The following is a 14,677-nucleotide window of genomic DNA, read 5'->3' as shown; positions in this document are numbered from 1 at the left end:
TAACAGTTTTTTTCGTTTACCTAGTCAGTCAATTTCAATCACCTGTTGCAACGAAAATGCATAAATCAATTTCTGCGAAATTGAAATATTTAAAATCGACTCCAGCGCTTCTTGGTATAAATTCAACTGTGTTGCATACCGTTCGCGTAAAATTTGGGCTGGGTTTTGATCAGCACCCATTTCAAAGACTTGGTCCGATTTATAGTCGAGAAGAATATAGTCCTCCCCGTCTCGAATTAAACAATCGACAATCCCTTGCATGACTGCTTGATCAACGGGACCATGCCAATCCGTACGAAAACGTGAGGCATCGATTTTGTACGTGAAAGGAAGTTCACGATAGACGTCTCCCGTCCGTAAACGATCCTCAAATAATCGTCCGATGCTTGACGCCAGGAACGTCTCGAGCTGATTTTGTGCATCACGCATCGTCAAAGCTTCTTGTTCTGAGATTCGTTCACCTGTCTCCCACTTCGTGATTTGTTCAGCAAGCGGCAAATCCGCTTCATAAAGTTGCATCGCTAAGTGTAAGACAGTCCCGCGTTCTGCTCCCGTCAAGACCGGGCCTAAGAACTGTGGAGTCCGGTAATACGTCGCCTGGCGTTCTGTCGCTTCAAACGCTGCCCGCTCCAGTTGTTCGGTCCGTTTGAGTTCAGTCACGGTTTGCTTCGCTGCCGTTTCCGTTGCGATTTGATGCGGATAACGGTATGAAAAACTTTCTTCAATCCGTGCTTTAAATGCTTGATTTTCAGGTCGGTCGATTTTTTCGAGTTGACGAACATGTTCCAACTGTTCAATCATCGTCGAAATTTCTTGGTATGGCGCAATTTCGTTCAATTCCATGATCCGGAATGCCCATTGTTGCTCTCCTTCTTGTAACATAAAGTTTCGAAGTACAGCTGGTGCTACCCAGTCTGCATACGTTTTCGCATTACGACGATCGATTTCCGGCAACAATAATTCGTCAGGTGGAGCAGCTTGCCATTTTAACAACTGTTCATCTAATCCCTTGATTGAACCGACTAATATCAACTTTTCTTTTGCTCGGGTCATCGCGACATAAAGAACCCGCATTTCTTCTGCTTTCATTTCACGATCCATCTCACGGCGAATGACCTCTTTTAACAATGTACCTGACCGCAAGCGTTTGATTGGATCAATCGCGTCAAGCGCAATCCCATACGTTTTGTGTAATTGAATGGCTTGGATTTGATCTTGTTTATTAAATTGTTTGCCAAGTTGACTGACGATCGTCACCGGAAACTCGAGCCCTTTCGATTGATGAATCGTCATGACGCGAATGACATCTTCGTCTTCTCCTAGTGAACGAGCTTCGGAAAAGTCTTCGCCACGCTCAATTAAACGATTTATCAGTCGTAGGAAACGATACAACCCCCGATATCCTGCTCCTTCATACTGTTTTGCACGTTCATATAACGCATTCAAATTCGCTTGACGACTTCGTCCTCCTGCAAGGCATCCGACGTATTCGAAATACCCGGTTTGGTCAAACAGTGAGCGAATGAGTGCGGCAAGTGACTTCCCACGGGCTTCTGTCCGCCATTGGTTGACACGTTGTAACGCTTCATCGACTCGAATCCCGAGTGGTGTCGCTTCGCCTGCGACATGGACGGCAGCCTCATAAAAACTCGTATCCTTCGATTTTGCACGAATCCGTCCTAAATCGCGATCGGTCAGACCAAAAATCGGCGACCGGAGTAAACTCGCGAATGGAATGTCCTGTAACGGATTATCAATCGTTTTTAATAATGCCATCATGATTTGAATTTCCGTTGCTTGGAAGTAACCGCCGGTCGTGTCCGCGTATACCGGTAGCTCATATTGTTCAAACACTTCAACGAGCGCTTGAACACGTTTCCCACGTGAACGAACGAGCACGACGATGTCCCGATATTCACATTTGCGAAAACGTTTTTGTTTGGCATCGAACACGAGGTACGGGTTATCCTCATTGACCATCTCGATGATTCGGGTTGCGATGGCACGCGCCTCTAATTCTTCCTTATTTTCATCTTGTTGATCGATTAGTATCAACTCGGGTTCGACTTGTTCTGATTCAAAGTAACCAAGATTCCCGAGCCGTAGATAGGCTGCGTCGTCATAATCGATCTCACCGACGGCGGCATCCATCACTTGTCTGAAAATATGATTCGTCCCATCAAGGACTTCAAGACGACTCCGGAAATTTTTCGTCAAATCGATTCGTGTCCCATAATCTGTTTGCCGGAATCGCTTGAACTTATCCAGAAAAAGTCCCGGCTCAGCATGACGGAATTTATAAATCGATTGTTTAACATCGCCAACCATAAAAAGATTCCCTGTTTGTTCGTCTGATTGGGAGACTAACGTCAAGATACGTTCTTGCACTTCGTTCGTATCTTGGTATTCATCGACGAGCACTTCGACGAAGCGTTCTTGAAGCAAGCGGGCGACATCGGTCGGTGCCCCGTCTTCTTCTAAAACGGCTAAAGCAAAATGTTCCAAATCGGAAAAATCGACAAGCCCCCGTTCTTGTTTGGCTTCGAGATAGGCTTCAGCAAACTTTCGGACAAGTGTCACGATCATCTCGACATGTCCAAGTTGCGACCGAAGATCTTCGAGGTAGTCGACACCCTCTTTTTGAACGAATAGCTCCTGACGCTTTTTCAAATCACTGACGAGACGCGTCCGTTCCGTTTGAAATGTTTTAATCGCCTCATCCCCACGCGGACTTTTCCAGCGTCCGAACTCGACAGCTTGGAATGCCAGTGCGACCGTCGTCCAACGGTCAGTCGCCGGATTAATGCGGCGTAACGGTTCAATGTCACGCAATAGGAGCTCCGCCATTTCTGTATAGCCGGACTGATGCAAACGATAGGAGAGCTCAAGGTAACGTTCTAAAATCGGTGCGATTTTTTGCCATTCTAATTCAAGGAGTCGTGTCAGCAACGAAGATTCATCGGGATCAACCGGCTGGTCGTATTGTGCAAGCAGATGCTCGTAAAAACCGTCTGGATCTGGTAGCGAACGCGAAAACCGGTACAAGTTTGAAATCAGAAAGAGCATTGCCTGATCGTCCCGATCTGAAGTATAACTATCAATCAATTCATAAAATGCCGGATTGGCGGCAGCGTAAAACTCTTCAAAGACCGATTCCAGTACATCATCTTGTAACAACAATAATTCGGCTTCATCCGCAATTCGAAAAGCCGGATCCAGTCCGATTCGATAATAGTTTTCCCGTAAGATTGATAAGCAGAAGGAATGGATCGTCGTGATTTGTGCCCGGTTCATCATCTGACGCTGCTTCTTCAAATAGATATCGTCTGGGGCTTCTTTGATTTTCGCTTCGATCGCCTCGATGACACGCGTTTTCATTTCTTTTGCGGCAGCGTTTGTAAACGTCGCGACTAAAATCCGGTCTGCTGTCAGTGGATCTTCCTGATCGATGACGCGTTGCGTCAACCGTTCAACGAGTACGGCGGTCTTCCCTGAACCGGCTGCTGCCGAAACGAGAATGTGTCCTCCGCGCGCATCGATTGCTTGTTGTTGTTCATCCGTCCAATTGACGCTCATTCCTCTTCCTCCTTCAGTCGGTCCAATACTTCTTTTTCAGATAAAGGGTCCAGTTGACGATAACTGTTCCCGAGCGATTCGTCGAATTGACAGACCGAACGGTATTCGCAAAACGTACACGGTGTTCGCTCTTGATAGTCGAACGGATCGATGGCGATATCTCCCGCGTACATCTCGGCACTGCTTGTTTTCAATTCGTCCCAGGCATGATCCATCAACGCGTTCAGTTCCGCTTCTTTGACGACCCCTTTCGTATGTGATTTATGCAGCCCTGTCTTCGTAAACGTCACTTTGACGAGTGGCGATTTTTTCCGTTCATCAAACGCGATTTGATCCATCGCCCGTAACACATCATCATTTTCGACAATCACACCTTGCATCTGGTAGGATTCGAGCAATAAACGATTCCGTTCTTCTTCAGCCGCCGACAAATCACTTCGTAACATCGGATTTTTGACATGGAAGTACAGGGCGCCTGCTGGTTTCGCTTGTTGATTAAATAAGACTTCTGATTGTTCGACGACCGTTTTTAAATAGAGCAACATCTGAATCGCAAGACCATAATAAATTTCAGCAAAATCAAGCGCTCGGGCACTCGACTTGTAATCGACAATCCGGACGTACAATTGGTCACCAATCGTCGCTTGGTCGACTCGATCAATTCGACCAGTGAATTCGATTTCCGTTCCATCCGGCAGTGTAAACCGTAACGGCGGGAACATCGCGTTCCCAAAGCTGATTTCAAATAAATCAGGTTCGAAGTCAGACCGTTCTGCTTGTTTGACGAGCATCTTCGCCGTTTGTTCGACGACATCCGTTAATTTTTTCTGAATGTATCCGAACCGATTCGAACTCATCAAAATAGCATTTTGAATGTCTGGTGTCACTTTTTCCACGGCATTTTTCGCAAGTTCTGTGCACGATGCATCATCTAAATCACGCCATTTTCTGCCGGACTCCTTGATGTTGACGGACAAATCATTTAACGCGCCATGAAATAGATTTCCAATGTCGGGTGCCTCGAATTTATACAGTTTTCGTTCCTTCAAACGTAACCCATACCGTGCGAAGTGCTTATAGGAACACGCATTATATGTCTCAAATCTAGAGACACTCGCCTTGATGCTGTCACCGTAAAGGGAACGTGCTAAGTCGTCTGGAAGTTCATCTGCTCGGTTTTGATAAAATAACGCATCGACGAGTAACGCCATTCGTTCTCGTCCTTGACCATTCTCGAGCAATGCATTGTAGACATCAAACCATGACGATTGAATCGGATACCGGCGCTGTAAACGGCGTAACTCGATTGCCGTCGCAGCCGCCGCTCGGTCGGGATCAGTTACGAAATCGAATTGATCATTTGGTGCATGCTCTCCTGCTTCTGCGAAGTGTGTTTTGACAGGACGGTCTTGCAGTAATTGGTACTTGATTTGTTTCACGATGGAGGCTGGTTGTAATGCCTTCCCGTCCTCATCAACGAGGGCATAACTGATGTACAATGCCTCGCTCGGTGCCGTCACTCCGTGGTACAGGTAGTATAATTCGTCATCAAAGACATCCAGTGACGCTTTACCGACCGGAACTCCATGATTATGAAGGAAATCATGATCTCCTTCCGACAGTAGTTTCGACTGGTCTTCGACGAACGGAATCATACCATCATTCGCGCCGAGTAAAAATGCGACTTTTACTCGTTGTAAACGCCCCCGGACATAATCCGTCGCGATGACTTGATCGAGCGATGGCGGGACGAGTGAGAAGCGCAGACTCTCAAGTCCGGTTTCGACCATTTGTACGAATAAGTCTGTCGACAGTTCCGTCTCAGGAGCTGCCGCTTCAAGTTGTTCAAGTAAATGTAAGACCGCTTCATATACTTGATCATGTTCCCGGGCATGACTGAGCTCATTGCGCTCGAGCGCCTCTTGTTTCCAACTGAACAGCCGATCTGTCAACTGGTGTTCTTCAAGGAACTGATAAAGTGAACGCGTATGTTCACTCATTGTTTTTGATTTCTTCAACCGGTCTTGTAACGGGGTAATCGCATCGACGACGAATTGACGCATCCGGTTTAACTCATCCTCTTCTTCGAGTTCCTCCGCCGTCAGACTGACCTCATCCGTTAAGCGTCGTTTCAATTGCCACGGCTTTTGCCACATCGTGCCTTTAATGCCACGTTCTAAGACAAATGTCTCTAATCGATCAAGCGCGAGCCGTTGGTCATCTGCCGGGAGTGGCATCAATTCCGTTTTCAGCAAACGAAAGACTGCTTCTTCACGGTAACCGGCGACGACGAGCTCTAAAGCAGACTGAATCAATTCAACAATCGGATGATGAATCATCGTTTCCCGCTTATCAAGGAAATACGGAATATCATAGAGCTGAAACGCACGTTCTAAATGATCCGCATACGGTTCAAGATGTCGTACGATAAAAGCAATTTCATTGAACCGGTAACCATGCTCGCGCACGAGTTGGATTGCCTGGCGGACAGCGGCTTCCGTTTCAACTTGGCGATTGACGGCAGCTGTCACCGTGACCCCGTCCACTTCATGATCGACAGGAGGATAGGCAGGACTCATCAATGATTGTTCTAATGTTTGTAGTCCTTCCGACTTGAACTTAATCGTCCGTTCATAATGGACCTCTTCATGCTCGAGCTGTCGGTCTTGCATCTGTTCGAGCAATTGCATATAACAACGTTGGGAGACCCCAAACTCCGTCTGTTTCGCATAGGGATCGCTCACATCGATTGTAAAGCTGATATGCACTTCTTTTGCTAGTTCCATCAATTTAAGCAACACCTGTTGTTCCTGTAACGAAAACTCATAGAAACCATCAATAAAGAACTGTGTATTACCAAGACCTGCTGTCGGTAACAAGTCGAGTAACGTTGTATAGTAATCATCTGCATGAAGCGCTTTATCCACGATGCGTTCTGAGAACCGCTCATAAATCAGAGCTAAATCATTTAGTTTCGGCGAGCGTTCCGGAGAAAGTCCGCTAATTTGACGTAACATGTCTGGAGCGACGAGCGAACGTTTGAACGTAGCGATCAGTTCATCAAGCCCCTTGTAAAACCCGGGCATATTCTTTGTCCGTTTGAAAATCTTTAACTCATTTTCAACTTCTTCGACGACTTGACGTAATAACAACTGTGTCCCTGTCTCGTCTAAAAACGGAATCGCCTGATTGCCATGATCCCGCATGATATGAAAAGCAAAGCGCCGCAAACTCATGACTTCCATCCGTACTAATCCAGATAGGCGGGCATCCGTCGCAATTCGACGTTCCATCTCAAATGACATTTGATCGGGGACGATAAAATAAATCGGCTCTCCAAGTGGTCGCTCCTCGAGCTCATTGATTACAGTCTCTATTAATTTTGTGGTTTTTCCGGTTCCGGCACGACCGAGGTGCATATGATTCATGGTCATCAGTTCCTCCCTTAGCTCGTTTTTGTATACGTCATTATCTCATAAAACACGAACAAACGTCCGTTTTTGAAGCTATATTTTTCTACTTATTTTTGCTACACTGAAGCCAATTAAAATTAGTTAGACAGGAGGAATACCATGCTATATGATGACATCGGAAAACAACCGATGCTTGAACAGCTAGTCGCTCGCTTTTATCAACTTGTTTATGCCGACCCCATACTTCGTCCGATTTTTCCTGATGATCGTCAACGTGTCGAGCAGGCGCAAGTTATTTTTTTGACACACTTAACAGGTGGTCCACGCCAATATGAGTTAGATGATTCGCGGACGAATTTAGCGATGATTCACCGACTCTTACCAATTGAACAGCAACACGCCTTTCGCTGGATGGAGTTGATGGAAGTGGCCATCTATGAGACACTTTCCAATCGAGCTGTAGCTGAACGTTTGATGGAGCGCTTACGAATTGGTGCATTAAACGTCTTACGGATTTGTGAGGCTCATCAGGAACCGTGAGGGATTTTTCTTTCTCATCTGTCCATTTCCATGTAAAATGAAAGATGGAGGCGATAATTATGACTGAAGAACAAGATAAGAAACCTGATTTAGTGAAATCGGCACTCGAACAAGCAGAGGCGAAAACTGCAGAGGAACCGGTTGAAGAAGAAAAGTCTGACGAGCAAAAGAAACTCGAACATATTAAAGGACTCGTCACATTAGAGCGCGGTTCTGATTACTTCCGTGTCGTCTTTTATGATGACCACAAGCATTTGATTTTCAAGGAACTCGATTATGATCGTGTCGAATTCGTTGGTCGCTTCTATAATGATAGTTTTGACGCGACGAATTTGAAACAGCTCGAAGAAATTGCAGAGAAAGCACTCTCAACTTCGATTCGAAAACGTTTCCTTTAAGATAGGTTATGTATAGAGAAAGCCGCGTCCCTGGATTAAATGAGGGACGCGGCTTTTTTCTTATACGCTTGTTTATTCACTCTCGGGAGTGTTTCTTTTTTTGCGACGAAGTACATATGCGATTACCCCTCCGGCAACGGCAAGCCCTGTCGCCGCTAAAACGGGAATCAATACTTTCTTCGAAGATAATTTTTGCTTCACTTGCTCTAAGCGAGATTCTGTTACTTCTTTTTGCGCAATCGATGTGCGGCGGTTAATCGTCATATGTTTTGATGCATCTGTGACGACTACTCGCTTTGTCACCCAACGTCGATTTCCTGCCTCGTCGACAATGAGTTGGCGTGTTCGCTTAATATCTTTAATTCGTTTGCCGGGCGTGTTTTCTGGACGAACGATCCGTGAACTAATAAAACGGCGTCCTCCATTAACACCGAAGCCCGGCTGTAATTTTCTACGGTTTAACCATTCATATGATTCATTCATCGTGTAGCGACCAGATCGGTCGCTTCACCTCCCCTTCAATGCGCATTCAGTTTCTACTCAAGTTCATTTCGCTCTCATTGGTAACGTTTCCTGTTAGAGTGTTCCACTTTTCTGCACTTGTTAAACGTGTTCATGTCCCGTCCCCTGGAAGCGTCGTTGCATTTCGTAAGCTAATTCTAGGGTTTTAATCCGCTGTCGTTCAATACTATAGGCAGATGCGGCGGTATCAATCCGCTGTCCTGTTTGAAACTCGACTTGCACCTTTCCGCCACTCTTTTTAACGGTCTTCATTTGTTTAAAGTTAATCCAGATGCACTCCGCCTTTTCTTTAGCTGTCGTCGGAAAGAAGATGGTTTGTGCTTGCCAATCAATTAAAACCGGCGTTTTTCGGTTTGGTCCTAAGATATGTCGTGCTGCTTCAATTCTTCCTCGCATCGAAGAACCAAAATACAAACATGATTCTTCAATCAGTTTGATCGGATGTCCTTCGAGCACAAGTTCCGACCGTTCTTTAATAAGTAGTGTTTGCGGTTCCCCGTATTGACCGTACTGAGGAATAAGAGCTAACGTTTCTTCCGTGATGTTATGTGGCATCCTGCTATCTCCCTTCTTCTATTACTTTGTTTATATCAAAGAACCCACCTGTACGCCCTCGACTGTTCGATATTTCCCAATATAAAAAACGAGATATCGCTATCTCGTTTTTAAAGTTCTTTCGTTGATTGGTCAATCTCTGGCTTAAAATGACGTGGGAATTTGAAAATCACACGAACTTTATCTTTTCCATTTCCCACTGCTTGGTTCTCGATTGAAACTTCCCCATCATGACGCTCAACGATACGTTTTACGATATAAAGACCTAGACCAAATTTACCTTCTTTACCACGTGAAAATTGATGAAAAAGTGGTGATGATGAATCGAGTGGCGGACCGTCGTTTTCAATCTCGATTTGAGCTATCTCTTCGGTCCCGGATAAACGAATATCAATCGATGTCTCGGCATATCGCATCGCATTATCAATTACATTTTCAAGTGCAACCCGTAATTGTTCTCCTTCGCCAAGTACAAGACCGGCTTCCCCTGTAATCGTCCACGTGAGCGGCTTTGTACTCGAGAAACGACTTTGTAATAAATGAACCATTCGGTCTAAATCAATCGTATCCCATGTAGAACGATCTAATTCAAAGTAATCCAATTTCGTCACGTAAAGCAAGGCAGCGACTTTCTTTTCTAACCGCTCGGCCTCTTCCTCAATTACCGAGACCGAACCCGTCAAATCACCATCCGGATAAATCCCGTCAGAAATGGACTGTGCATAACTGCGAATGACCATGATTGGTGTCTTCAGGTCATGTGAAATATTTTGTAGCAACGCTTTTTGTGCTTTATCCTGCTTTTCTAAATCGACGCGCATGGCATTGACCGATCGTGCCAAACGACCAATTTCATCTCCGCGATCAAGAGGAAGTGGCGTATTCCACTGTTGCGCTGCAATTTTTCCGACTGCACCTTCAATTTCAATCAATGGTTGCGTCAAGCGACGTGCTAACCAAAAAGCGATGAACAATGTCAAGATACTCACAATTACGACGACCCAGCCAATTTTTGAAAACAATTGCGTAATCAGTTCTTGACGATAGGCATCCCAGACATAAGAGACACGATAATACGTCTCCCCTTCCGATTCTATCTTGAGAATGCTGTAATAGACGTCTTCTTTATCAAGTTGTGTCGTATATTTTTCCGTTTCTGCTTTTTGATTGATCGCATCACGATACATCTGATCAATCAATTGTTGCGGGGCTCCCCCATAATAGAGTTTCCCATTTTTCGAAAGCAACAAAATATTAACGGAACGCGACTCCTGTTTTCGACGATCAAATTCTATTGGATTGTCCTGCAACATGTCGATGACAGAAGCATCTTTTGAAAAGAAGACTTCACTGTTTTCTAATGTCGAATAGACCTGTTCATCAATAAAGTTTCCAATCGATGACCGCATGACGACAAGGATAACGATCGAGAGCGTTGCGATGACGAGTAGAAACATCGCCCAAATCTGAAATCCCAAACTCCGATTCTTCATGCAGACACCAACCGGTAGCCAATCCCATAAATCGTCTCTAGTTCAAGTTTGGATAATTTTTTCCGGACTCGTCGAACTAAATCATCGACGACACGATCGGAACCAAAGTAATCATCACCCCAGACACTGACAAGAATCTGTTCACGGGACATTGGCGTCCCGATTTGTGTCGCGAATAAAATCAACAAATCATACTCTTTTGAGGTCAAATCAATTTCTTGACCATTTTCTTCGATGACTCGTTTTTCAGGATAGATTGTATAATCGCCATACTGAATCACTCCTGTTTTTGGTGTCGCATAGGCGCGCGCTAAGATTTTTTTGACACGAATGACAAGTTCTCTTGGCAAAAACGGTTTCGCGATGTAATCATCCGAGCCCATTTCTAAGCCGATGATTTTGTCGATATCTTCGTCTCGGGCAGAGATGAAAATAACAGGTGTCGTCTCATCATGTGCCTTGATCCGTTTAATCAACTGAAATCCGTCCATATCCGGTAACATAATATCGAGCACCCATAAATCAGGCTTTTCAATAATCGCTGAAGCTGCCGCTTCCCCAGAGGTGAACGATTTCACTTGCCATCCTTCTTGTTCTAAATATTTTACGAGCACGCGGTTCAGATTCACTTCATCATCCACTAAATAAATCGTATGCATCACTGTCACTCCTGACTAAGTCCTTTTTTTGTAGTGTATCAAAGGAATTCCGCACAATTATGTGAGAACACTCCAAATGTGAAAAAAACGCCCTCTTTTATCCAAAAAGAGGCGCGTTTAGTCAGTAACACTATTTATTTTACGAGGCGCAACGATGGGTAGGTTGCACGTTCTACGTTCGTTTTAACATCTGTCGCAATATGACGACGTTCCGTCTTTACAATATGTGCTAAGAAGGTTGCTCCTCCACCGAGTAAGACCGTGACACCTGTCATTAAAATGATTTCCATTGTTTTCGCCGCCCTTTTCTATCGCAATTGATAATCAGTATCATCTTCAATACGACTATAACACGATGAAACGAAAATGAGAAGCGTTCTCAAGCAGTTTGTTACGAAGAAAATTTATCTTGTTCCTCTTCCCGTCGCTTTTGAATAATTTCACGCCATTTAAAATCACCTTGTTCAAGCCCATTAATTAAAATCTCAGCCGTCCCGACATTTGTCGCTAACGGCAAGTCATAGACATCACATAAGCGAATCAAGGCCGATACATCCGGTTCATGAGGCTGTGCCGTCAACGGATCACGTAAAAAGATCACGATGTCAATTTCCCCTCGAGCAACCATCGCGCCAATTTCTTGATCGCCACCAAGTGGTCCAGATTTACAGCGGTGTACGTCGAGCGCCGTCGCTTCGACGATCCGCTTCCCTGTCGTCCCCGTGGCGTACAATTGATTCTTTGCTAAATAGTCCTGGTAGGCCCGGGCAAACATGATCATCTCATCTTTTTTCTCGTCATGTGCAATCAATGCTATGTTCATTTTATCGTCCTCCTCTCTAGAGTATATGCACTCAAACGCGCCTTCAAAAACCTCTCATTTTCATGAATAGACTAAAAAACCGACGATGTTCACGCTTGAACGTCGTCGGTTAAGAAGGATGTCATGAATTGGATGGTTGTTTTTTCAACACGGTCCGTAAAATTTTTCCGGTCGTATTGCGTGGCAATTGATCAATGAATTCGAGACGTGTCGGACACTTGTATTTCGCGAGTGAAATCGCACAAAAATCGAGAAGTTCTGCTTCTGTGACGCTATCTTTTAACACGATAAATGCCTTGACGGCTTCTCCCATCTCTTCATCTGGTACACCGATCACGGCAGCTTCGACGACCCCTGGATGTTTATAGAGCACTTCTTCGACTTCACGTGGATAGACATTGTAACCACCAACGATAATCATATCTTTTTTCCGATCGACGATATAAAAATAACCGTCCTCGTCTCTTCTCGCGAGATCTCCCGTATATAACCAGCCGTCGCGTAGCGTCGCTTGTGTCTCTTCCGGCATCTTATAATAGCCCGTCATGACATTCGGTCCACGGACAATTAACTCTCCGACTTGACCATCCGGTAATTCTTGTCCGAGTTCGTCTACAATTTTATTTTCGACATCGATGATTGACGGACCGATCGACCCCGGCTTTTGGATTCCATTTAACGGATTGAAGCACGTGACGGGTGAGGCTTCTGATAGGCCGTATCCTTCTAGTATGTGACAGTTGAACGTCTTTTCAAATGATTCAAGTAAAGGAACCGGTAAACTCGCTCCACCGGAAACGAATAATCGGCTCGACGCAAAGTAATCTGCAAAATGCGGGTGGGCTTGAACCGTCTGAAGAAGGAAATTATACATTGTCGGTACGCCGGCAAAAATCGTAACTTGCTCTTTTTTCGCCAGTTCAAACGTTTCTTGGGGTGAAAAACGTGGTGCAATGATGATTGATGCTCCGTGTGCTAACGAAGCGTTAACGACGACCGTCAAGCAAAAGACATGGAACATCGGTAACACAGCGAGCGTCCGGTCGCGCTCTGACACATTTAAGTATTCACCAATCGATTGTGCATTTGATGTTAAGTTACGGTGTGAGAGCATGGCGCCTTTCGGTTTCCCTGTTGTTCCACTCGTATACAAAATGACTGCCGTATCATCGAGTTCATTCATCACGTCTTTGACCGGATGTTCGATGGAAAGCCAGTCTTCTAACGTCGTAAATTCAACATTCCCGATTTTTTCGCTTGGGCCAATTACTCCGTTAAACGGCACCGATACGACAACGGATAAGTTCGGTAAATGAACTAACCGTGCTTTTGCTGCTTCGACGAGCGGAGCAATCCCAAGAATTCCTTTAACGTCCCCATTCATCAAAATGTACCCGATTTCATCCGGTGTATATGTTGGGTTGATTGGAATCGCAATCGCCCCTTGCTTCATGATGGCATAATACCCAACTAAAAACGCTGGACTGTTCCCAAGTATCAATGCAACATGATCCCCTTTGCGAATCCCGTTCGCTTCTAATGCCCCTGCTGCCCGGTGGAACTTCTCGACAAACTCATGATAACTGACTTTCGTGTCTTCGAAGACGTAGGCGACTGCATCCGGACTTCTCCGGGCGGTCTCCTCTACAGAATGAATCAATCCCATCATCATTAACTTCCCCCTTCAAATGAACAACCATTCATTTTTTACGCAAAAAAAATCCATACATAACGCTTGCGTTAGTATGGATAGTATATCATTTTATGGAAACGTTTTCACGTTCTTTATCATTATCCGTTGACGATGACGCCACCATTGAGATGAAGCACTTGTCCTGTCATATAGCTCGAATCGTTACATGCTAAGAACACGTACGCGGATGCCATTTCTGCCGGTTGGCCCGGTCGATCCATCGGTGTATTTTTACCGAATGTTTTTACCGATTCATCGGGGAACGTCTCTGTGATCAACGGTGTCCAAATCGGACCTGGTGCGACAGCATTGACACGAACCCCTTGTTTTGCGAGATTCATGGATAAACTTCGCGTGAAGCTGACGATCGCCCCTTTTGTTGAAGAATAATCAATCAGAAGGGCATTGCCTTCATATGCTGTTGATGATGTTGTATTGATGATGGCAGATCCTTGCTTGAGGTGTGGTAAAGCAGCACGTGCAAGACGCATCATTCCAAAAATATTTGTTTTGAATGTCTTCTCCAGCGACTTGTCTTCAATATCGAGAAGCGAGTCTTCTGGTTTTTGCATACTCGCATTATTGACGACAATATCGAGGCGGCCAAATTTGTCGATTGTTTTTTGAACGAGTTCTTCACAATAAGCTGCGTCTCCAATGTCTCCTTTAGACAGGAGCACTTCCCCACCAAGCTCTTCGACACGCGCTTTCGTTTCTTCCGCGCCCTCTTGGTCGCCATAGAAGGCGATCACGATTTTCGCACCTTCAAGCGTATAGGCAAGCGATACGGCACGTCCGATTCCGGAATTACCACCAGTGATGATTGCGACCTTGCCTTTTAATTTCCCGGCCGCACGATAATCGTCACGTTCATAGTAAGGGAGCGGTTGATTATCCTCTGTTTTTGGTAACCCTTCTGAGACCTGTTCAAAATTGATGAAATCCTCTAACGTACCTTCTAAAAAGTTATCTTTATTGTAGCCCATAAAAAAAGCTCCCCCTATG

Annotated in this window: 12 protein-coding genes; 2 read left to right on the top strand and 10 right to left on the bottom strand. The window is 45.1% G+C overall.

Going from position 1 to position 14,677, the window contains the following annotated elements; all coding sequences use genetic code 11:
- Positions 1 to 24: 24 nt before the first annotated feature.
- Together addA and addB are read right to left on the bottom strand one after the other, a co-directional pair.
- Positions 25 to 3,576 carry a helicase-exonuclease AddAB subunit AddA gene (addA, locus tag AC0VYQ_RS03980; RefSeq protein WP_475404289.1) on the bottom strand — a complete coding sequence of 1,184 codons (3,552 nt, stop codon included), beginning with the start codon at positions 3,574 to 3,576 and terminating at the stop codon, positions 25 to 27.
- Entirely contained in the window at positions 3,573 to 7,010 is a 3,438-nt protein-coding gene (gene addB / locus AC0VYQ_RS03975) for a helicase-exonuclease AddAB subunit AddB (RefSeq protein ID WP_475404288.1), read from the bottom strand. The genes addA and addB overlap by 4 nt, the downstream gene beginning before the upstream one ends.
- A 138-nt stretch (positions 7,011 to 7,148) precedes the next feature.
- Between addB and AC0VYQ_RS03970 the strand changes: the two genes are divergently transcribed.
- Positions 7,149 to 7,529 (top strand): truncated hemoglobin, encoded by a 381-nt coding sequence (locus AC0VYQ_RS03970; protein ID WP_088836484.1) that lies wholly within the window; start codon positions 7,149 to 7,151, stop codon positions 7,527 to 7,529.
- 59 nt (positions 7,530 to 7,588) lie between these two features.
- Positions 7,589 to 7,927 (top strand): hypothetical protein, encoded by a 339-nt coding sequence (locus tag AC0VYQ_RS03965; RefSeq protein WP_029332850.1) that lies wholly within the window; start codon positions 7,589 to 7,591, stop codon positions 7,925 to 7,927.
- A gap of 72 nt (positions 7,928 to 7,999) precedes the next feature.
- Here AC0VYQ_RS03965 and AC0VYQ_RS03960 read toward each other — a convergent pair whose 3' ends face one another.
- From AC0VYQ_RS03960 to AC0VYQ_RS03925, 8 genes are all read right to left on the bottom strand, one after another.
- Entirely contained in the window at positions 8,000 to 8,410 is a 411-nt protein-coding gene (locus tag AC0VYQ_RS03960) for a hypothetical protein (RefSeq protein WP_475404287.1), read from the bottom strand.
- Positions 8,411 to 8,530: 120 nt separating this feature from the next.
- Positions 8,531 to 9,004 carry a competence protein ComK gene (locus AC0VYQ_RS03955; protein ID WP_034801199.1) on the bottom strand — a complete coding sequence of 158 codons (474 nt, stop codon included), beginning with the start codon at positions 9,002 to 9,004 and terminating at the stop codon, positions 8,531 to 8,533.
- A 110-nt stretch (positions 9,005 to 9,114) separates the two neighbouring features.
- Positions 9,115 to 10,482: a HAMP domain-containing sensor histidine kinase gene (locus AC0VYQ_RS03950; RefSeq protein ID WP_251137151.1), complete on the bottom strand. Its 1,368-nt coding sequence runs from the start codon at positions 10,480 to 10,482 to the stop codon at positions 9,115 to 9,117.
- A gap of 11 nt (positions 10,483 to 10,493) precedes the next feature.
- On the bottom strand, positions 10,494 to 11,159 hold the full coding sequence (locus AC0VYQ_RS03945) for a response regulator transcription factor (protein ID WP_088836482.1): 666 nt from the start codon (positions 11,157 to 11,159) through the stop codon (positions 10,494 to 10,496).
- A 131-nt stretch (positions 11,160 to 11,290) separates the two neighbouring features.
- The gene (locus AC0VYQ_RS03940; protein WP_167331094.1) at positions 11,291 to 11,446 is read right to left on the bottom strand and encodes a hypothetical protein; all 156 of its coding nucleotides are present in this window, start codon (positions 11,444 to 11,446) and stop codon (positions 11,291 to 11,293) included.
- Positions 11,447 to 11,547: 101 nt separating this feature from the next.
- Positions 11,548 to 11,979 (bottom strand): methylglyoxal synthase, encoded by a 432-nt coding sequence (locus AC0VYQ_RS03935; RefSeq protein ID WP_088836481.1) that lies wholly within the window; start codon positions 11,977 to 11,979, stop codon positions 11,548 to 11,550.
- 121 nt (positions 11,980 to 12,100) lie between these two features.
- On the bottom strand, positions 12,101 to 13,645 hold the full coding sequence (locus tag AC0VYQ_RS03930; RefSeq protein WP_214845846.1) for a fatty acid--CoA ligase family protein: 1,545 nt from the start codon (positions 13,643 to 13,645) through the stop codon (positions 12,101 to 12,103).
- Positions 13,646 to 13,770: 125 nt separating this feature from the next.
- Entirely contained in the window at positions 13,771 to 14,658 is an 888-nt protein-coding gene (locus AC0VYQ_RS03925; protein WP_159172707.1) for an SDR family oxidoreductase, read from the bottom strand.
- Between the last annotated feature and the right edge of the window lie 19 nt (positions 14,659 to 14,677).

The sequence above is a fragment of the Exiguobacterium sp. QJM3NY_9 genome (assembly GCF_056173545.1).
This window is presented reverse-complemented; position numbering and strand designations above follow the sequence as displayed.

Bases quoted from the DNA above. Each gene is read 5' to 3' on its own strand.
- AC0VYQ_RS03935 (WP_088836481.1), bottom strand. From the start codon at position 11,979: ATGAACATAGCATTGATTGCACATGACGAGAAAAAAGATGAGATGATC.
- AC0VYQ_RS03940 (WP_167331094.1), bottom strand. From the start codon at position 11,446: ATGGAAATCATTTTAATGACAGGTGTCACGGTCTTACTCGGTGGAGGA.
- addA (WP_475404289.1), bottom strand. From the start codon at position 3,576: ATGAGCGTCAATTGGACGGATGAACAACAACAAGCAATCGATGCGCGC.
- AC0VYQ_RS03930 (WP_214845846.1), bottom strand. From the start codon at position 13,645: ATGGGATTGATTCATTCTGTAGAGGAGACCGCCCGGAGAAGTCCGGAT.
- AC0VYQ_RS03965 (WP_029332850.1), top strand. From the start codon at position 7,589: ATGACTGAAGAACAAGATAAGAAACCTGATTTAGTGAAATCGGCACTC.
- AC0VYQ_RS03925 (WP_159172707.1), bottom strand. From the start codon at position 14,658: ATGGGCTACAATAAAGATAACTTTTTAGAAGGTACGTTAGAGGATTTC.
- AC0VYQ_RS03960 (WP_475404287.1), bottom strand. From the start codon at position 8,410: ATGAATGAATCATATGAATGGTTAAACCGTAGAAAATTACAGCCGGGC.
- addB (WP_475404288.1), bottom strand. From the start codon at position 7,010: ATGACCATGAATCATATGCACCTCGGTCGTGCCGGAACCGGAAAAACC.
- AC0VYQ_RS03970 (WP_088836484.1), top strand. From the start codon at position 7,149: ATGCTATATGATGACATCGGAAAACAACCGATGCTTGAACAGCTAGTC.
- AC0VYQ_RS03955 (WP_034801199.1), bottom strand. From the start codon at position 9,004: ATGCCACATAACATCACGGAAGAAACGTTAGCTCTTATTCCTCAGTAC.